General features: G+C 69.9%; 20 protein-coding genes and 1 tRNA gene. 14 read left to right on the top strand and 7 right to left on the bottom strand.

Features of this window, described 5'->3' with window-relative positions; genetic code table 11:
- Positions 1-7: 7 nt before the first annotated feature.
- A complete protein-coding gene (locus tag G6N31_RS17950) occupies positions 8-553 on the top strand; it encodes a DUF3592 domain-containing protein (protein WP_098000688.1) in 546 nt (181 codons plus the stop codon).
- Here the strand turns inward: G6N31_RS17950 and G6N31_RS17945 are convergent.
- Positions 514-1,200 (bottom strand): DsbA family protein, encoded by a 687-nt coding sequence (locus G6N31_RS17945; protein WP_098000686.1) that lies wholly within the window; start codon positions 1,198-1,200, stop codon positions 514-516. The genes G6N31_RS17950 and G6N31_RS17945 overlap by 40 nt on opposite strands.
- A gap of 85 nt (positions 1,201-1,285) precedes the next feature.
- Between G6N31_RS17945 and G6N31_RS17940 the strand changes: the two genes are divergently transcribed.
- The 3 genes from G6N31_RS17940 to G6N31_RS17930 all read left to right on the top strand — a co-directional run bounded on the left by G6N31_RS17940 (position 1,286) and on the right by G6N31_RS17930 (position 3,648).
- A complete protein-coding gene (locus G6N31_RS17940) occupies positions 1,286-2,407 on the top strand; it encodes a glycosyltransferase family 4 protein (RefSeq protein WP_098000684.1) in 1,122 nt (373 codons plus the stop codon).
- A gap of 119 nt (positions 2,408-2,526) precedes the next feature.
- Positions 2,527-2,943, top strand: a complete 417-nt coding sequence (locus tag G6N31_RS17935) for a nitroreductase family deazaflavin-dependent oxidoreductase (RefSeq protein WP_234815133.1) — start codon at positions 2,527-2,529, stop codon at positions 2,941-2,943.
- 18 nt (positions 2,944-2,961) lie between these two features.
- Entirely contained in the window at positions 2,962-3,648 is a 687-nt protein-coding gene (locus tag G6N31_RS17930) for a demethylmenaquinone methyltransferase (protein ID WP_098000680.1), read from the top strand.
- 8 nt (positions 3,649-3,656) lie between these two features.
- Here G6N31_RS17930 and G6N31_RS17925 read toward each other — a convergent pair whose 3' ends face one another.
- Together G6N31_RS17925 and G6N31_RS17920 are read right to left on the bottom strand one after the other, a co-directional pair.
- The gene (locus tag G6N31_RS17925) at positions 3,657-4,028 is read right to left on the bottom strand and encodes a helix-turn-helix transcriptional regulator (protein ID WP_420089976.1); all 372 of its coding nucleotides are present in this window, start codon (positions 4,026-4,028) and stop codon (positions 3,657-3,659) included.
- Positions 4,029-4,067: 39 nt separating this feature from the next.
- Positions 4,068-5,018, bottom strand: a complete 951-nt coding sequence (locus G6N31_RS17920; protein ID WP_098000678.1) for a TerC family protein — start codon at positions 5,016-5,018, stop codon at positions 4,068-4,070.
- 124 nt (positions 5,019-5,142) lie between these two features.
- Here G6N31_RS17920 and G6N31_RS17915 point away from each other — a divergent pair, with 124 nt between their 5' ends.
- The 4 genes from G6N31_RS17915 to G6N31_RS17900 are packed head-to-tail and all read left to right on the top strand — an operon-like array spanning position 5,143 to position 10,155.
- A complete protein-coding gene (locus G6N31_RS17915) occupies positions 5,143-6,657 on the top strand; it encodes a proton-conducting transporter transmembrane domain-containing protein (protein ID WP_098000676.1) in 1,515 nt (504 codons plus the stop codon).
- Positions 6,654-9,194, top strand: coding sequence for a DUF2309 domain-containing protein (locus G6N31_RS17910; RefSeq protein WP_098000674.1), 2,541 nt, complete (start codon positions 6,654-6,656; stop codon positions 9,192-9,194). Before G6N31_RS17915 ends, G6N31_RS17910 begins: the two co-directional genes overlap by 4 nt.
- A complete protein-coding gene (locus G6N31_RS17905; protein ID WP_098000672.1) occupies positions 9,191-9,553 on the top strand; it encodes a P-II family nitrogen regulator in 363 nt (120 codons plus the stop codon). Before G6N31_RS17910 ends, G6N31_RS17905 begins: the two co-directional genes overlap by 4 nt.
- Positions 9,550-10,155, top strand: a complete 606-nt coding sequence (locus tag G6N31_RS17900; protein WP_098000670.1) for a carbonic anhydrase — start codon at positions 9,550-9,552, stop codon at positions 10,153-10,155. The genes G6N31_RS17905 and G6N31_RS17900 overlap by 4 nt, the downstream gene beginning before the upstream one ends.
- Positions 10,156-10,157: 2 nt before the next feature.
- On the opposite strand, the gene G6N31_RS17895 is transcribed toward G6N31_RS17900, so the two are convergent.
- Together G6N31_RS17895 and menJ are read right to left on the bottom strand one after the other, a co-directional pair.
- Entirely contained in the window at positions 10,158-10,577 is a 420-nt protein-coding gene (locus tag G6N31_RS17895; protein ID WP_098000668.1) for a GAF domain-containing protein, read from the bottom strand.
- On the bottom strand, positions 10,574-11,776 hold the full coding sequence (gene menJ, locus G6N31_RS17890; RefSeq protein WP_234815132.1) for a menaquinone reductase MenJ: 1,203 nt from the start codon (positions 11,774-11,776) through the stop codon (positions 10,574-10,576). The genes G6N31_RS17895 and menJ overlap by 4 nt, the downstream gene beginning before the upstream one ends.
- A 99-nt stretch (positions 11,777-11,875) precedes the next feature.
- Between menJ and grcC1 the strand changes: the two genes are divergently transcribed.
- From grcC1 to G6N31_RS17875, 3 genes are all read left to right on the top strand, one after another.
- On the top strand, positions 11,876-12,883 hold the full coding sequence (gene grcC1, locus G6N31_RS17885; protein WP_179964200.1) for a nonaprenyl/(2E,6E)-farnesyl/geranylgeranyl diphosphat synthase: 1,008 nt from the start codon (positions 11,876-11,878) through the stop codon (positions 12,881-12,883).
- A gap of 87 nt (positions 12,884-12,970) precedes the next feature.
- Positions 12,971-13,840 carry a zinc metalloprotease HtpX gene (gene htpX, locus G6N31_RS17880; RefSeq protein WP_098000664.1) on the top strand — a complete coding sequence of 290 codons (870 nt, stop codon included), beginning with the start codon at positions 12,971-12,973 and terminating at the stop codon, positions 13,838-13,840.
- 56 nt (positions 13,841-13,896) lie between these two features.
- On the top strand, positions 13,897-14,430 hold the full coding sequence (locus G6N31_RS17875) for a hypothetical protein (protein ID WP_179964199.1): 534 nt from the start codon (positions 13,897-13,899) through the stop codon (positions 14,428-14,430).
- A 3-nt stretch (positions 14,431-14,433) separates the two neighbouring features.
- On the opposite strand, the gene G6N31_RS17870 is transcribed toward G6N31_RS17875, so the two are convergent.
- Positions 14,434-15,459 carry an NAD(P)H-dependent glycerol-3-phosphate dehydrogenase gene (locus tag G6N31_RS17870; RefSeq protein WP_098006425.1) on the bottom strand — a complete coding sequence of 342 codons (1,026 nt, stop codon included), beginning with the start codon at positions 15,457-15,459 and terminating at the stop codon, positions 14,434-14,436.
- 125 nt (positions 15,460-15,584) lie between these two features.
- Here G6N31_RS17870 and G6N31_RS17865 point away from each other — a divergent pair, with 125 nt between their 5' ends.
- Positions 15,585-17,420: an alpha/beta hydrolase gene (locus G6N31_RS17865; protein WP_098006423.1), complete on the top strand. Its 1,836-nt coding sequence runs from the start codon at positions 15,585-15,587 to the stop codon at positions 17,418-17,420.
- 66 nt (positions 17,421-17,486) lie between these two features.
- A complete protein-coding gene (locus G6N31_RS17860) occupies positions 17,487-17,945 on the top strand; it encodes a lipoprotein LppJ family protein (RefSeq protein WP_234815490.1) in 459 nt (152 codons plus the stop codon).
- Positions 17,946-18,002: 57 nt separating this feature from the next.
- On the opposite strand, the gene G6N31_RS17855 is transcribed toward G6N31_RS17860, so the two are convergent.
- Positions 18,003-18,494 (bottom strand): YajQ family cyclic di-GMP-binding protein, encoded by a 492-nt coding sequence (locus G6N31_RS17855; protein ID WP_098006421.1) that lies wholly within the window; start codon positions 18,492-18,494, stop codon positions 18,003-18,005.
- A gap of 155 nt (positions 18,495-18,649) precedes the next feature.
- Between G6N31_RS17855 and G6N31_RS17850 the strand changes: the two genes are divergently transcribed.
- Positions 18,650-18,732: transfer RNA gene (locus G6N31_RS17850), tRNA-Tyr, on the top strand.
- Positions 18,733-18,760: the final 28 nt, after the last annotated feature.

Here is an 18,760-nt window from a genome sequence, read left to right as displayed (position 1 = left end):
GGCTCCTGTGAGCGGAGCCGAGGTGCTGCGGCGCCTCACGGCGGCGTGGCAGATCCTGGTTCCGCACCTCTACGGCGAGCCGGGGGAGTCGCGCAGCGCCCGCATCCTGCGACGGGTCCGGATCGGCATCGTCGCCGCGGCATGCCTGGTCACCCTGCAGTCGGTGCTGTTGGTGCTCGGGGCATGGCGCAACGACAACCAGATCGAGGACCACCTGGGCGTGGCCGAGGCCAACGTGCTCGACGCCGGGCAGCGGCGTTCGACCATCGAGTTCGTCACCCCCGACCGGGTGACCTACCGGCCCGAGCTGGGGGTGCTCTACCCCTCGGAGCTGGAGGACGGTATGCGCATCTACGTCGAGTACGACGTCAACAACCCCGACCTGGTGCGGGTGCGCGACCGTGACGCGTCGCTGGCGATCATCCCGGCCGGCTCCATCGCCGTGGTCGGGTGGATCGTCGCCGGCGCCGCCCTCGGCGCCACCGCGCTGATCCAGCGGCGCATCAACAGTACTCAGGAGCCGACGAGCTCGTCGAGCCAGTTGTCGTCGTAGATGTCGAGCTTCTGGCCGGCATCCATGTCGAACACGGTCGGGGTGCCGGCTTCATACGGGTCCACGTCGAACAGGATGGCGAAGTTCGCGTCGTCCATGTCGACGACGTCGACGCCCTCGGTGCCGTCGGCGATGGCGCCAGCCACCTCCTCGGGCAGGCCCGCACTGAGCGCCATGTCGCGCAGCTCCGCGCCGCCGAACGGCTCACCCCCGGGTGTCTGGTTCTCCCACAGCGTTTTGACGAAGCGCTGGAACTCGGCGCCGGTGGCCGCCGCGGTCCCCGCCGGCTGGGCGGCGACGAACATCGCATTGGCCACGGTGGCCGAGTAACCGTCGTAGTCCTCGTCGAGGAAGGTCAGCGGACGGTAGGTCACCTTCAGCGCGCCGACGGTGATGTAGTAGGCGATCGCGTCGCCGAAGTCTCGCTGCAGGTCCGCGCAGTGCGTGCACTGCGGTTCGGTGAAGATCTCGACGTGGGCGGGGGCGTCGTCGAACCCGGCGTCGATGCCGAAGCCATCCTCGGATATCGCCAACGGCGCCGTGACGGCCGACGGAACCGCGGCGCCGGAGAGCTGTCGGGTGCAGCCGACAACCCCGACCAGCAGGCACAACGCCGCGATGAGGACCAGCTTGCGGGAAGAGCGCATGGGCCTATCCTGCCCGTCGGCACAGTTCTCGCGACATATCCCTGGCGGCAACCTCGCGGACAGGTGCCGGTGTCACCGTCGCGGTGTGCGCGTTGCCATCGTCGCAGAGTCCTTCCTCCCGAACGTCAACGGCGTCACCAACTCGGTGTTGCGGGTCATCGAGCACCTGCGCCGCACCGGCCACGAGGTGCTGGTGATCGCCCCCGACACCCCGCCCGGGCAGCCCCCGGCCGACCGGGTGCACGACGGTGTCCGGGTGCACCGGGTGCCCTCGCGGATGTTCCCGACCGTCACGTCGCTGCCGTTGGGCATCCCGTGGCCGCGGATGTTCGGGGTGCTGCGCGGCTTCGACCCCGACGTCGTGCACCTGGCCTCGCCGGCGCTGCTGGGCTGGGGCGGGGTGCATGCGGCGCGCCGGCTCGACGTCCCGACGGTCGCGGTCTTCCAGACCGACGTGGCGGGCTTCGCGCAGAGCTACGGGGTCGGGGCGTTGTCCCGCGCGGCGTGGGCATGGACGCGCCGGCTGCACAATCATGCCGACCGTACCCTCGCGCCGTCCACCGCCGCGATGGAAGACCTTGCCGCCCATGGTGTCTCGCGGATCCACCGGTGGGCGCGCGGGGTGGACGTCACCGGGTTCGCGCCGTCGGCGCGCGACGAGGACCTGCGCTGCGCGTGGTCGCCGCGGGGCAGACCGATCGTCGGCTTCGTCGGTCGGCTGGCGCCGGAGAAGCACGTGGAACGGTTGGCGGCGCTCGGCGATGACGTGCAACTGGTCGTCGTCGGCGACGGGGTGGACCGCGGCAAACTCGAGAAGCTGCTCCCGAGAGCTGTTTTCACCGGTGCGCTCTACGGCGCGGAGTTGGCGACCGCCTACGCCAGCATGGATGTGTTCGTCCATCCCGGCGAGCACGAGACGTTCTGCCAGACCGTGCAGGAGGCGATGGCCTCGGGTCTGCCCGTGGTGGCTCCGGACGCCGGCGGTCCGCGCGACCTGGTGGCCCCGATGCATACCGGTGTGCTGCTACCGGTCGCCGAGTTCGAACGACGCCTCCCCGCAGCCGTGCAGCATCTGCTGGACGAGCGACCCCGTTATGCGGTGACCGCCCGACGCAGCGTGATCGGGCGCACGTGGCCGGTGATCTGCGACGAACTGCTGGGTCACTATGACGACGTACTGGGACGGCGCGGCGTGAGGGCCGCCTGATCGACGACGCCGGGGAAATGGTTGCGCTAGCGCAACTGTTGCGGTAGACGTGGGGGATGGCAGGCAGCGATTCGGCGCTGGTTCACCTCGGAACACGCGTCCTGCGGACACCCGCTTTGATGCGCGCCCCCATCCGGCTGTACCGGGCAGGCCTGGGTTTCGTGTTCGGGTCGCGCCTGCTGATGCTCGAGCACGTCGGTCGCCGCACGGGCCGCACCCGGTATGTCGTACTCGAGGTCATCGGGCACACGGCACCGGATGTCTATGTCGTGGCGTCGGGTTTCGGCGAGCGCGCGCAATGGTTCCGCAACGTGATGGCCCACCCGGAGGTGACCGTCTCGGTGGCGGCCCGGCGTCGGGTGCCGGCCACCGCGCGGCGGTTGTCCGCCCCCGAGGCCGATCGGGAGCTGCAGCACTACATCGATCGCCATCCGCGGGCATGGAACGCGCTGGGCGGGGTGTTGGACGGCACGCTGGACGGACGCGTCGAGCCTCCTGGCACCGAGTTGCCGCTGGTCGAGTTGCGACTTCGGTGATCGGGTACGTTCGGCTGCGTGAACCGCGCGTCGCTGGAGAAGGACCCCCATGAGGTCGCGTCGATGTTCGACGGGGTGGCGCGCCGCTACGACCTGACCAACACGGTGCTGTCACTGGGCCAGGACCGCTTCTGGCGTCGCGCCACCCGCGAGGCGCTGCGGATCGGTCCCGGCGACACGGTGCTCGACCTCGCCGCCGGTACCGCGGTGTCGACGGTGGAGCTGGCCGGCTCCGGCGCGTGGTGTGTGGCCGCGGACTTCTCGGTCGGGATGCTGGCCGCCGGCGCGGCGCGCGACGTGCCGAAGGTGGCCGGCGACGCGACCCGGCTGCCGTTCGGTGACGAGGTCTTCGACGCGGTGACGATCAGCTTCGGGTTGCGCAATGTGGTCGACCATGCGGCGGGGCTGCGCGAGATGGCGCGGGTGACGCGCCCCGGCGGGCGTCTGGTGGTGTGCGAGTTCTCCACGCCGACCAACGGGCTGTTCGCCACGGTGTACAAGGAGTATCTGATGCGGGCGCTGCCGCGGATGGCCCGCGCGGTGTCGTCGAACCCGGACGCGTATGTCTATCTGGCCGAATCGATCCGGGCGTGGCCGGACCAGCGCGAGCTCGCCCAGCGCATCGCCGCAGCGGGCTGGACCGACGTGCGGTGGCGCAACCTGACCGGCGGGATCGTGGCCCTGCACGCCGCGGTCAAACCCTGAGCGACCGATCAGGTCAGCGCGTCGATGAGGTCGCCGACGGTGTGCGCGGCCTCGAGTGGATGCCGGAGCCGGCCCTGCGGGTTGACGGTGTAGATGTTGCGTCGCCCGACCTTGGACTTCTCCAGGTAGCCGTCGGCGATCAGGTCGGCCAGCACGGCCTGCACCGACCGTTCGGTGATCCCGATGCGCAGACTCAACTCGCGGGCGGTCAGCGACTCGCCCTGGGCCAGGCACAGCAGCGCATGGGCGTGGTTGGTCAGAAACGTCCATCCCCGAGGCGATCCCCCGGAGGCTGCACCGTCCCGCATCGAGGGCGTGGTCTTGCGCGCGCCGGGCTTCGCCCCCTGCTTCGCCGTGTCCTTCTGCTTCGCCGCAACCATAGCGGCACCGATCATACTTTGTGATTCACGTCTTGTTCTTCAGTCTTGCGACGCCGTGGTCTTCGGCCGCCGCGTTGCCACGATGCTGGTGACGATGGACACCGCCAGCGTCACGACGATGACCGAGAGGGTCACCGGGATCGGGAGCTTGCCCACCGGGGTTTCCGACAGGATCAGCTTGGCGCCGGCGAAGCACAGCAGGAACGCCAGTCCGTAGTGCAGGTAGACGAATCGTCGCAGCAGGCCCGACAGGCAGAAGTAGAGGCTGCGCAGGCCGAGCACCGCGAATGCGTTGGCCGTCCACACGATGAACGTGCTCGTGGTGATGGCCAGGACCGCGGCCACCGAGTCGATCGCGAAGATCAGGTCGCTGGCCTCTACGGCCACCAGCGCGACGAACAGCAGGGTCGCCACGCGCTTACCGTCGATCCGGACGAACAGCCGGTCGCCGTGGTAGTTCGCGTCGGTCGGGATCACCCGACGGACCAGCCGCACCAGCAGGTTGCGCTGCGGGTCCAGTTGCTGGTCGTGTTTGAACGCCATCTTGTACCCGGTGTAGAGCAGGAAGGCGCCGAACAGGTAGGCCGTCCAGAAGAAGGCGTTGAGCAACTCGACGCCGACGAAGATGAAGACCAACCGCATCAGCAGCGCCCCGATGACACCCCAGAACAGCACCTTGTGCTGGTATCGATCGGGGACGGCGAAGTAGGTGAAGATCAGCGCGAACACGAAGACGTTGTCGACCGACAGCGCCTTCTCGATCAGGTAACCGGCGTAGTACGTGCCCGCCACCTCGCCGCCGTACAGCCACCACATCAGCAGGCCGAAACCCAGTCCGGCCGCGATCCAGATCGTCGACCAGATCGCGGCTTCCCGGAATTCGATGACGTGGTTGTCGCGGTGCATGAACAGATCCACCGCGAGCATCACCACGATGGCCGTCATCAACGCGGCCCAACCCCACACCGGTACGGACAGTGCGTCGCTCATCAAAGTGTCCCGTCCCTCGGCGCTCAACGATCTGGGCGCATCCGAATTTCACTAAAGATAACACGCGAAAAAATATTCGCACGATGCTTGACTCACGAAATGCGACACACGTACTGTCCTTCGTATGTTGGTCGACGGGACGGTCCTGGGAGCGGTGGTGGCAGCGCCGGCGCTGGTGGCGCTCGGTGCGTTCCTGGCCCGCGGGCGCGCTGTCCGCGCGCTGGGCCGCCTCGGGGTGCTGGTTGCCGGCGCCGGGTTCCTGACGGGTGTTGTGCTGGTCCTGCGGCTGTCGGCAGACGGCGATGTCGTCCGCGTCGAGGGCGGGGTCATCAGTCTTGCCGCGGAACGACTCTCGGCGATGCTGCTGCTGCTCGTCTTCGGTGTCAGCGCAGTAGTCCAGGCTTTCGCCACCAGGTATCTGGCCGGAGATCGACGCGCGGGGTGGTTCATCGGCGGTGCGGGCCTGCTGACCGCGGCGTCAGCCGCGCTGGCCACCGCCGCCACGCTGGTCGCCCTCGCGCTCGCCTGGACGCTCGCCGGCGTCGCGCTGTGCCTGCTGCTGGGCACCTACCGGCATTTGCCGGCCGCCCGCGACGGATTACGCCGCACCGCAACCGCTTTCGTCATCGGGGATGCAGCGCTGTGGTCGGCGGTCGCCCTGGTGACCGCTCGGTGGGGTCAGGTCCGGCTCGACGAACTCGCCGCCCACTCCGGTGGGGGCCTGCCCGCGGCGGTGGTGGCAGTCCTCATCGTCGTCGCCGCGCTGTCCCGCTCGGCGCAGCTGCCCTTCCATCGGTGGTTGCCGGCCACGCTGGCCGCGCCCACGCCGGTGTCGGCGCTCCTGCACGCCGGGGTGGTCAACGCCGGCGGCATTCTGCTGATCCGCCTCAGCCCGCTCAGCACTGCCGACCCCGCCGTCGCGCTCACCCTGCTCGCCGGGGCCGCCACCATGGGCTACGGTGCGCTGCTCGCGCTCGTCAAGCCGGATGTCAAAGGTGCCCTGGCCTATTCGACGATGGCCCAGATGGGTTTCATGATGTTCACCGTCGGCCTGGGATTGTGGGCCGCGGCGCTCATCCACCTGGTCGCCCACGGTTTCTACAAGGCGACGCTGTTCCTGTCGTCGGGCTCGGCGATCGCGTACCGCCGCCGGATGGCCGCGGCACCGCCGGCCTCCGTGCCGACCGGTCGGCGACGCGCCGCGGCCCTGTGGGCGGTGGCATTGTCCCTCGCTGCGCTCGCGGTCGGTGTCACGGTTGTGCCCGGGGTCACCGACCACGGTTCCGGCATGGCGCTGCTGGTCTTCGCCGGGATCACCGGCGCGGCCGCCACCTGGGGGTGGCTGATGCGGCGGCCGACGCGGGCCGGGGTGCTCACCGCTGCGGCGGTCCTCACCGCGGCCATGTGCGGCTATCTCGGTGTCGTCAGCGTCGCCACCACTTTCCTCACACCGGCGCTGCCGGCGGAGACGCTGCCACCCGGAGCGGTGGCCACGGTCGTCGCCGTCGCGGTGCTGATGCTCGCCGGGCTCGCTGTGCTGCGCAGGTGGCAGCACGGATCGGGGCTGCACCACGCGCTCTACGCCCACGCGCTGTCCGCAAGCCATCCGACGTCCACAGTGAAGGGAACCCGTCCATGACCAACGAGTCCACCGCCCGCGCCCAAGTGCGCACCGACATCGGGTTGGCCGCGCGGGTGTTGCCGACGCACTATCCGCTGGAGACGTTCATCGCGGTGAACCCGTTGGCCGGGCTGGAGCCGATCCCCTTCGAACAGGCCGTCCGCCGAGCCGGCGACCTGTACGGGGTCCGGGGCACGTTGTCGGAGGACCGGTACCGGAACCTGTACCGCGCCGGGCGGATCAGCGACGGCGACCTCGACCGGGTGCTGTCGCGACGCTACCCGAACCTGACCCGGGAGCCGCACGTGCAGCTGGGACCGCGCAGCCTGACCGCGACGGAACTGATGCGCGCCGATCTGTTGCACGGCGCCCCGGTGCCGGCGCCGGTACGCCGCAACCGCACCCGTGCCGAACAGTGGGCGCCGGAGCTGGCCGACGTGGTCGACGCGCACACCGCGCGGTGGTGCGCGGCGTTCTTCGGCACCGCGTCCTGGCCGATGCCGGGGCGCGAGCGGGGCTTCTACGCCGCGTGGCGTAATCTCGCGCCCCGCGATCGACGGCTGCCGCGCTCCGTCAGGGCCTCGTTGCGCGCGGTGCCCGAACGAGCCGAGGACGCGGTGCTGGAGGCACTCGGCAGGGCGGAGGTCGGGCACGAGGAGCGCATCACCTACCTACAGGCCCATCTGACCCGCCTGCCCGGTTGGGCAGCGCACATCCACTGGTGCACCGGGCGGCGCACCGACATCGACCTGACGCAGTACCTCGCGGTGCGGCTCAGTTACGAGTCGGCGCTGCTGGCCGGACGCTCGGGTGCGGCACTGCCGGCCGGCGCGCCACCGGTACTCCCGTCGGCGCGCGAACGGGTCACCCGCCTGGTGGAACACTGGGGCCTGACCGGCGTCACCGAGACGCAACTGGCCACAGCTGCCCGCATCCTGGCCGCGCTGCCGGTGTCAGCCCGGGAAGCCCTGTGGCAGAACGCTTTCGAGGGTCAGTACCGCGATGGGTTGTTGGCGGCACTGTGCCGGCCCCGAACGCCGGAGTCTGCGCCCGCGGACATCCAGGTGGTCACCTGCATCGACACCCGGTCCGAAGGTCTGCGCAGGCATCTGGAAGCGCGCGACGGTTACCAGACCTTCGGTTTCGCCGGGTTCTTCGGAGTGGCGATCCGCTTCACCGGCCTGCCCGGCGGCCAACCCGCCGATCTGTGCCCGGTCCTGATGGCGCCGGCATACGACGTCGCCGAGCGGGCCGTCGATGACGCGGCCGCAGCCCGCCGCATCGCTGGGCTGACCACGCTCACCGGCGCCGAAACCGCCTTCCACGCAGCCAAGGACGCGATCGCCGCACCGTTCACCCTGGCCGATGCGGCCGGCTGGGTGGCAGCCCCGTGGGCGGCCGCGAAGACGGTCAGCCCGGCAGCCAGCAGTGGTGTGCGCCGGTGGCTGGGTGACCTGATGGCCCCCGCGGCACCGACGCAGCTCGGCTGCGAAGCGATCCCGCTCGACGAGCGGGTGCTGTTCGCCCAGGCGGCACTGGCCACGATGGGATTGACCCGCGACTTCGGTGCCCTGGTGGTGCTGTGCGCGCACGGCAGCAGCACCGAGAACAACCCGTATCAGGCCGCGCTGGACTGCGGGGCCTGCGGCGGGCAGGCCGGCGGGCCCAACGCCCGCACCGCCGCGACGATCCTCAACCAGCCGGAGGTGCGGGAGGCGCTGCGCGGCAACGGGATCGACATCCCCCCGAGTACGCTGTTCGTCGCCGCGCAGCACGACACCGCCACCGATCGCGTGGCGCTGCTCGACAGACACCTGGTGCCCCGCAGCCATCACGGCGTGCTCGGCCAACTGGAGGCCGATCTGAAGGCCGCCGGGACCGCGCTGGCCGCCGAACGCTGCACGACGCTGCCCGGCGCCCGACCGCGGGCATCGGCGAAGCGCTCTGCGCGCCACGTGCTGACCCGATCGGCGGACTGGGCGCAGGTCTACCCGGAGTGGGGTCTGGCGGGCAATGCCGCGTTCATCGTCGCCCCCCGGGCCGTGACCCGTGGAATCGACCTGCAGCGCAGAGCTTTTCTGCATTCCTACGATGCCGACACCGATCCCGATGGCAGCGCCCTGGAAACCATCCTGACCGCCCCACTGGTGGTCGCGCAGTGGATCAACTGCCAGTACTACTTCTCCACGGTGGCGCCCGAGGCGTTCGGCGCCGGCACCAAGACGATCCACAACGTGGTGGGCACGGCCGGGGTGCTGTCCGGCCAATCCGGTGACCTGCGCCTCGGCCTGCCCTGGCAGTCGGTCGCCGCCGGTGACCGACTGATGCACGAACCGCTGCGGCTGCTCGCCGTGGTCCAGGCGCCACTGGACCGGATCGACATGATCGTGGACCGAAACCCGGTGCTGCAAAGGCTGTTCGGTAACGACTGGGTCGCCGTCGCGGCCCGTCGGGACGCCGGGTCGGCGTGGCACCGCTGGACCCGCGGCGGCTGGCACCCCTGGGACGAGACCGAGTCCACCGACCGCACCACCGAGAAGGAGCTGAGCCGATGACCCCCACCCTGTCCGCACTGACCCCGATGACCAAGATCGAGGTCGTCGTCCCCGGTGAGCATGCACCGGCGGTACGCGATCTGATCCGCAGTGTCGGCGCCACCGGCTTCACCAGCCTGTCCGGGGTTTCCGGTCTCGGTCATCACGGATTCCACCAGGGCCGACTGCTGTTCAACCAGCAGGCAGCGCTGGAACTCATCATCACCGTGGTCCCCGACGCCGGGGCCGAGGCGCTGCTGGCCGGCCTGCGGCCGCTGCTCGACGCGACATCCGGGGTGATGTTCGTGACCGAGACCTACGTCAGCCGCCCCGACTACTTCAGCTCCGCACCCACCACCAGAGAGGAAACCCCACGATGAACGACCCGATGACCGCCTGGCAGCGCCTGCGCACCGGCAACCAGAACATCGACCCGGCGACGGTCGCCGCCGAACTGGCCTGCGGCTCAACGGCTGCGGCGGTGTTCCGCTGCGCGGACTCCGCAGTGCCCAGTCACGCCCTGTTCGGTCAGGGCGAAGGTGCGGTACTCGACGTCAGCACCTGGGGCCACGTCATCGACACCGCGGTGCTGGCCACACTGGAGTTCGCGGTGGGGCACCTGCAGGTCCCGCTGATCGTGGTGCTGGGTCACCACGACTGCACGGCGATGCGCCGGGCGCTGCACGCCTGGGAGCGCGCCGATCTGCCCGACGGCGCCACCCGCACTGCCGTCGAGCAGGTGCTGTGGTCGATCGTGCGGCGCCACGCCGCCGCCGACTCGGTCGACGACATCGCCGCCGCCCACGCGGTCGAGACCGGCCTCGGCCTGGTGCAGCGCTCGCCGGTCATCGCCGCGCGCGTCGATGCGCGCCAGTGTGCGATCGTGTGCGCCAGCATCGGCGCCCGCGACGGGCGGTTGCGGACCCACGCCACCATCGGGCCCGTCGGCGAACAATCCGACGTGCTGGCCGAATGCGTCTGATGTCAGCGGCCGCGCCACAGCTCCTCTGACGCCCGCGCGACGTCGGGGTGGTGGATCTGCTGGAAGTTGCGGCCACCGCGGCCGAAGGTCGCCGCCACCGCTGCCGGACAACGGGATTCCGGTAGCGGATCGGACTGCCAGGTGCAGGGCCGCACATGCACCAGGTCGACGTCCTCGCCGTCGGCGTCGTAGAAGTACGGCCCGTCGATCCGGCCCAGCCAGTACCAGCCGTCGGCGTCGCGGGTCCACACCAGGGAGCCGTCGGGCACCGCGGCGAAGCGCTGCACGCGCCGCGGTAGCGCGTGGCCGTGGCCGTGCCGGCCGAAGCCGCACAACCCGTGGGCATGGGCCCGGTCCAACGTCATCTGCGGGTCGATGTCGTCGCTGCGCGAGCGCAGTGGCGCCCGGTACACCTGGGTCACGAGAACGGGCGGCGGGCGTCGATCCGCGTCGACACGCGGCCGGCGGCCCGCCAGATACGTCCGACGGTGTCCTCGTCCTCGTCGGTGACGAAGTTGCCCATCACCCGCACCGCGATCGTCATCAACGCCGCTGACCGCATCGCCACCGGTCCCGCCAACGGCAGGAACCGCGGGAACGTCAACAGCAGCGCCAGCCGGCGGGCCACCGAGAAGCCGCGCGCGTAGTGCGCGTGCAGCACCGCCGGCCAGGCCGCCTCGTAGGACCCCGAGCCCAGCAGCTCGACGGCCAGCCGGCCGGTCTCGAGGCCGTAGTCGATGCCCTCCCCGTTGAGCGGGTTCACGCACGCCGCGGCGTCGCCGATCAGCATCCAGTTCGGCCCGGCCACCCCGGACACCGCGCCTCCCATCGGCAACAGCGCCGACAGCCCCGCGCGGGGGTCGCCGTCGAAGCCCCACTCGTCGCGGCGCAGCCCGGTGTAGTAGTTCAGGAGCGGCCGCAATCCGGCGTCGGCGGGGCGTTTGGCGGTGGCCAGCGCGCCGACGCCGATGTTCACCGCACCGTTGCCGAGCGGGAAGATCCAGCCGTAGCCCGGCAGCACCTCACCGTCGGGGGAGCGCAGCTCCAGGTGCGAGGTGATCCACGGCTCGTCGCTGCGGGGCGTGTCGATGTAGCCGCGGATGGCCACCCCGTAGACGGTCTCCCGGTGCCACTGCCGGCCCAGCGTGCGGCCCAGCGTCGACCGCGCCCCGTCGGCGACGATCAGATGCCGGCAGCGGACGACCTCACCGGAGTCCAGTACCACCGCCGACACCCGTCCCGCGGTATCGCGCTCGACGTCGACGGCCTTGACGCCCAGCGTCATCTTGGCCCCGTCGTCGACGGCCACCAGACGGATCCGGTCGTCGAGTTCGGTGCGCGGAACCGCGCTGCTCCACGGCGGAAACGACCGGCCCGGCCAGGGCACCTCCACATCGGCGCCGAACCCCGACATCCGCAGCCCCCGGTGCGCGATCTGGCCGTCCAGCCAGGGGCCCAGACCCAGCCGGCGCATCTCGGCGATCGCGCGGGGAGTCAGCCCGTCACCGCAGGCCTTGTCGCGGGGGAAATCGGCGGAGTCGACGACCAGCACGTCGTACCCGGCGCGGGCTGCCCACGCCGCAGCCGACGAACCGGCCGGTCCGGCCCCGACGACGACCACGTCAGCCGCAATTGAACCCCGGGTCGCTGCGCTCTCCCCTGGCCTTCGTCCGTGGGCCCAACCCGCCGCCATGTCCATGGTTCCCAGTATGTTGGCAGTGTGAGGACACCGGCGAACGTGGTGGCAGGAGTCGACTTCGGGGATGCCCAGTTCGCCCAGGACGTGCGCGACGGGGTGGCCCGGATCGAAGCGCTGATGTCCGACGAGCTCGGGAAAGCCGACGTGCTGATGGCCGAGGCCGTGCAGCATCTGTTCGAGGCCGGCGGGAAGCGGTTCCGCCCGCTGTTCACGGTGTTGTCCGCGCAGCTGGGACCTGAGCCGGACGCGTGGCAGGTCACCGTCGCGGGTGCGGTCATCGAGCTCGTGCACCTGGCCACGCTGTACCACGACGACGTGATGGACGAGGCGCAGATGCGCCGCGGCGCCCCCAGCGCCAACGCGCGCTGGGGCAACAACATCGCGATCCTGGCCGGGGACTATCTGTTCGCCACCGCGTCGCGGCTGGTCAGCCGGCTCGGCCCGGACGCGGTGCGGATCATCGCCGACACCTTCGCGCTGCTGGTCACCGGTCAGATGCGCGAGACCCGCGGGGCCGCCGACCAGGTCGACTCCGTCGAGCACTACCTGAAGGTCGTCTACGAGAAGACCGCCTGCCTGATCGCGGCCTCGGGCCGGTTCGGGGCCACCTTCTCCGGCGCGGACGACGAGCAGATCGAGCGGCTGGCCCGCATCGGCGCGATCGTCGGGACGGCGTTCCAGATCTCCGACGACATCATCGACATCGACAGCGATGCCGACGAGTCGGGCAAGGTGCCCGGCACCGACCTGCGCGAAGGCGTGCACACCCTGCCCGTGCTCTACGCCCTGCGCGAGACCGGGCCCGGCACCGACCGGCTGCGCGAGCTGCTGGCCGCGCCGGTCGACAACGACGCCGACGTCGCCGAGGCGCTGGCGCTGCTGCGCGCCTCCGGTGGCATCCGCAAGGCCAAGGAGACGGTGGCCGAGTACGCCCGCCAGGCCGAAGCCGAACTTGCCCACTTGCCGGCCGGGCCGGGCCGCGACGCGTTGGCCAGCCTGGTGAACTACACCGTCAGCCGGGACGGCTGACGAACACGGAACCTGTGCGGGCGGTCCGAGCGTTGGGTATGCGATGACTCTTGCAGGTCGGCACGTATTTCGAGGAGGCAAGCCGCGATGACTTGGCATCCGCATGCCAACAGGGCCAAGACGTTCCTGTTGCTGGTGGTGTTCTCGGGTCTGATCGTCGGGGTGGGCGCCTTGTTCGGGCGCAACATCATGTTTCTCGCGGTGTTGTTCGCCATCGGCATGAATGCCTACGTGTATTTCAACAGCGACAAGCTGGCCCTGCGCGCGATGCACGCCCAGCCGGTCAGCGAGATGCAGGCGCCGGTGATGTACCGGATCGTGCGCGAGCTGGCCACCACCGCCCGTCAGCCGATGCCGCGGCTCTACATCAGTGACACCGCCGCGCCGAACGCGTTCGCCACCGGACGTAACCCGCGCAACGCGGCGGTGTGCTGCACCACCGGGATCCTGCAGCTGCTCGACGAGCGGGAGCTGCGCGCAGTGCTGGGCCATGAGCTCAGTCATGTCTACAACCGCGACATCCTCATCTCCTGCGTGGCCGGGGCGATGGCCTCGATCATCACCGCGCTGGCCAACCTGGCGTTCTTCGCCAGCATGTTCGGCGGTAACCGCGAGGGCGGCGCCAATCCCTTTGCGATTCTGCTGGTTTCGCTGCTGGGTCCCATCGCCGCCACGGTCATCCGGATGGCGGTGTCGCGGTCGCGGGAGTACCAGGCCGACCAGTCCGGAGCGGAGCTGACCGGAGACCCGCTGGCGCTGGCCAGCGCACTGCGCAAGATCAGCGCCGGGGTCGAGCGCGCGCCGCTGCCGCCGGAACCCCAACTGGCCGATCAGGCGCACCTGATGATCGCCAACCCGTTCCGGTCCGGGGAGAAGATCGGGCAACTGTTCTCCACGCACCCGCCGATCGCCGACCGCATCGCGCGACTGGAGGCGATGGCCGGCCCGTACCGCTGAGCCCAGGCTGGGCCGAGGAATGAAACACTGCCGGCTGCGGTGACGACACTTAAGCTGTGAAGGTGCTGACCCGATTCCTGATCAGCGCTGCGTGCGTCGCAGCGGCCGGTGCGGTGTACGGTCCCGTCGCCGCAGCTCAGCCGGCGCCGCCCCCGCCGCCCCCGCCCGCGCCGAACGTCAACGCCTTCCCGCCGGTGAGCCCGAAGGACTTCGCGATCTACGAGGGCACCGCCTACGCATTCAGCGTCGGCGACCTGGTGTGCATGCTGCAACGCTCCGGCAGCTACGGCTGCAACGGCCCGCTGCCGGGCGCGCCGCAGGGCGCCAATCTGGTCAGCGGGACGATGGGCGGGGTGCCCGGCTTCGCCGCGGCGCCGGCGCCGATGTACACCGGTCCGGTCAACGCGCTGCCGGCCAACACGCGGTTGAGCTACGGCACGGTCAGCTGTGGCACCGACGGCGCGACCACGTCGTGCGTCGACAGCCGCAACCAGTCGGGATTCGTGGTCACCCCGACCGCCACCTGGGTGGTCAACGAGGTCAACCCGCTGCTGGCCCGGCCGGAGGGCACCAACCCGTTCATCAACTAGGCGCTAGAAGCCCGACCCGTGCACCTCGTGACCGGGCTTCTCGGCGACCAGGCCGCGATAGGCCTGCTCGACGGTCGATCCGTGATTGACCACGCCGTCGACTTCGCGCGCGATCGGCATCGAGATGCCGTACTTGTCGGCGAACTCCATGATTACGCTGGCGGCCTTCACGCCCTCGGCGACCTGGTTCATCGCGGCGATGATTTCCTCGATCGTCTTGCCCTGGCCCAGCTGTTCGCCGACGTGGCGGTTGCGGCTGCGCTGCGATGTGCACGTGACGATCAGGTCTCCCATCCCGGCCAGCCCGGCGAAGGTGTCGCGGTTGCCGCCCATCGCGACCCCCAGTTTCGACATCTCGGCCACCGCGCGCGCCATCACCATGGCGCGGGTGTTCTCGCCGATTCCCAGCGAATACCCCATTCCGACGGCGATGGCGTAGACATTCTTCAACGCGCCGGCCATCTCCACGCCGATCACGTCGTCGGTCGTGTAGGTACGGAACCGCTTGGTGCGGAACAACTGTGCCAGGTTGGCTGCCAGACTCTGGTCGGGCATCGCCAGCACCGCCGCGGCGGCGTAACCCTCGGCGACCTCCCGGGCGATGTTGGGCCCGGCCAGGATTCCGGCGGGGTGGCCGGGCAGGATCTCGTTGACGATCTGGCTCATCCGGTAGTTGGTGCCCTGCTCGAGGCCTTTGACCAGTGACACCACCGGCACCCACGGCCGCAGGTATGCCGCCAGTTCGGTGAGCACGCCGCGGAAGCCGTGCGAGGGCACTCCCATCACGATGACGTCGGCACACTCGGCGGCTTCGCGGAAATCGTTGGTGGCGCGCAGGGAGTGCGCCAACTCCACTTCGTCGCCGAGATACTTCGCGTTGCGATGGCTCTCGTTGATGTCGCGGGCGGTGTCCTCCGAACGCACCCACTGCAGGGTGGGCCCGCGCCGGGCGCAGATGGAGGCGACCGTGGTGCCCCACGAGCCCCCTCCGAGGACCACGACGTTGGCTTCACGCTGCATTGGTGCCATAGGGCATCACATTAAGGTGGCGGACCGGCGGACAGGGCGGATTCGGCCAGCGTGGGCGGATTGCCGTGCAAGCCGGCCGCACACGGTGGGCATAATGAGACACGACTTTGCTGAGGGGGTCGCGGGTGTCGGTCACGCTTTCGACGGTGGAAGCCTCGAACCCGCAGGCAATGACCGCCGCCGCCGGCCGGCTCGCCGGTGCGATCGGCGAACTCGACTCGGTCATGGCGGCTCAACGCCAGGCACTGACCCAGCTGCGTGCCGCGTGGCAGGGCGCCGCCGCGGACGCGGCCGTCGCCCGGGCCGAACGGGACCTGAGCGCGCAGGCGCACCTGCGGGCCCGGCTGCAGGTGATGCAGGAAGCGCTGGCCACCGGTGGTGCGCAACTCGGCACGACGCGCGAGGGCATCCTGGGTCTGGTCTCGGCACTGCGGGCGGCCGGGTGGACGGTGTCCGATGACGGCCGAGCGCACGCCCCGATGTTCCCGCTGCTGCTCAAGCAGTTCGAACCGGGCTTCACCGCGATCATCCAGCGGCTACTGGAGCTGTTCGCCGAGATCGACGCCACCACCGCCGGGGCCATCCGTACGGCACTCGGCGGAGCGCCGCCGGAGAATCCGCCCGGTGTTCCGCTGCCCACGTTGCCGCCGGCGGGGGCGTCGGCCGAGGAGGTCAACCGATGGTGGAATTCGCTGTCCGACGCGGACAAGCAGCAGCTGACCGAAGCGGCTCCTCGCGAGCTGGGCAACCTCGACGGCCTACCGGTCGCGGTGCGCGACGAGATCAATCGCTCCGTGATGGAGCGCGACATCGCCCGCGTCGAGCAGGCTGCGCGCAGCAATGGTGTCAGCACCGAACAGGTCGCCGCCGCTCCCGAACGCTACGGCCTGAGCGAAGCCGACGTCACGGCCTATCAGAACGGGTTGAAAGCACAAGCGGGACTTGAGCATCAGCGTGCGTCCGACAATCCGAACCGTCCTCGGCCGGTGTACCTGTTCGGTTACGACCCGCTGGCCTACGGCGGCGAGGGCACCGCAGCCATCGCGCTGGGTAACCCCGACACCGCCGACAATATCGGCGTGATCGTGCCGGGCACGGGAAGCAGCCTGAGCTCGGGCTGGCTCAACAGCGGGCGCAATGACGGGATCAACCTGCTCGACCAGATGAACAAGGCCGACCCGTCCCAGCAGCACTCCGTGCTGATGTGGATGGGTTATGACGCCCCCGACAGCTTCACCGACCCGCGCATCGCGAACCCGCTGCTGGCCCGTGCCGGCGGCGATCTGCTGGCCGGCGACGTCAACAGCCTGCACGTGACCCACGCCGGTACCGGCACACCGGAGATCACCGTGCTGGGTCACTCCTACGGGTCGACCACGGTGGCCGACGCCTTCGCCGGAAGCGGCATGCAAGCCACCAATGCCGTGCTGTTGGGCTGTCCGGGAACGGACTTGGCGGACAGTGCCGCCGACTTCAACCTGCAGGGCGGGCAGGTCTACGTCGGCAACGCCTCCACCGACCCGGTCGGCTGGATCGGCGCCGGCGATCTGGCCGCCGACGTGCTCAACGGGCCGTTGGGCAGTGAACTCGGCACCGGTATCGGACTCGGAAGCGACGCCGCGGCTGAATCGTTCGGCGCGGTGCGGTTCAAATCCGAGGTGCCCGGCGGGGATCTGCTGGACTTCAACGACCACTCGTACTACTACACGATGGGCAGCGAGTCGCTCTACAGCATGGCCGCGATCTCGTCAGGACACGGTGACGCGTTGGGTGACCTGGGGATGCTGGCCGGCGAACGTGTCCCGCCCACCCTCACCACCCCCGACCGCATTCCGACACCGCTCGGCGACATCCCGCTGCCGCACACCGACATCCCCGTCGGGCCGGCCGTGCTCGACCCGGAAGCCGGGCGTCCCAACCGGTCGCTCACCTCCGACCACAATTACGACAACCCGATCTAGGACGTCATGGAGATCACTCGACTACTGGCCCCGCTGCTGATCGTCTTCGCCCTTGGAGGTTGTGGCATGTCCGAATCCGTTCCCGCACAGGACAACCCGTTCGACGCGCCCCAAGACGCGCTGTCCGACGAGCAGGCCCGCGCGCAGGTCGTCGACCCGGCGGTGGCGGTGGTGCGCGCCGTGCCGCTCGACGACGTCACCGGCGGCTTCTCGTTCGGCTCGTGTAACGACCAGGGGGAGCCGCCGTTCCAGGGTCGGGTCGAGGTGACGTTCCGGCTGCCGGCCGATCCGGAGCCGGTGTACGCCCAGATCCGCGATGCGCTCCTCGCCCAGGGCTGGACCGGCGGCGCCCCAGACGGGCAGGTGGTGCACGGCGCGTCGCTGCACCGCGACGGCGTGAAGGCCACGGTCGGGCCGCGCGCGCTGGACCCCGGCTACGGGTCGCTGCAGTTCTACGGCGAGTGCGGCAACACCGGTGAGCACGGCGCCGAGGGCGCGGTCGACATCACCGGCGAGCTGCGCTGAGTGTGGTGTTGTTACACGCTTTGACACGCTCAGCGTGTAACAACACCACGCTCGGCGTCAGCGGTAGTTGACGAACTGCAGCGCGACCTCGAGGTCGGCGCCCTTGAGCAGTGCGATGACCGCCTGGAGGTCGTCGCGCTTCTTGGAGCTGACGCGGATCTCGTCGCCCTGGATCTGCGCCTTGACGCCTTTGGGGCCCTCGTCGCGGATCAGCTTGGTGATCTTCTTGGCGTTCTCGCTGTCGATGCCCTCCTTGAGGGTGCCCGTCACCTTGTAGGTCTTGCCTGAGGCCTGGGGGTCGCCGGCATCGAACGCCTTCATCGAGATGTCGCGGCGCACCAGCTTCTCTTTGAACACGTCGACGGCGGCCTTCACCCGCTCCTCGGTGGAGGAGACGATCTCGATGGCCTCCTCGCCCTTCCAGGCGATCGTGGTGTCGGTGCCGCGGAAGTCGAAACGCGTGGACAGCTCCTTGGCCGCCTGATTGAGCGCGTTGTCGACCTCCTGGCGGTCGAACTTGCTGACGACGTCGAACGATGAATCCGCCATTGGAATCAATCCTCCCTCGGGTGGTGTCCGGACTTGGCTCCATCTTGGCCGTCGCGACAGAGCCCGCCAACACCGCCCCCTACCCGCCGGTTTGTGTCCGGGGCCGGTGCTCGTTATATCCTGCTGTGCGCGCTCTGCGGCGCATGCAGCACCCCGGCAGGTTGCCCGAGCGGCCAATGGGAGCGGACTGTAAATCCGTCGGCTTACGCCTACAGTGGTTCGAATCCACTACCTGCCACTCAGCTCAGGCCCGGTTTTCACCGGGC

The sequence above is a fragment of the Mycolicibacterium duvalii genome (assembly GCF_010726645.1).
GTDB classification, from domain to species: Bacteria; Actinomycetota; Actinomycetes; order Mycobacteriales; family Mycobacteriaceae; genus Mycobacterium; species Mycobacterium duvalii.
The sequence above is the reverse complement of the archived record's forward strand: the minus strand, read 5'-3'. Positions and strand labels throughout refer to the sequence as shown.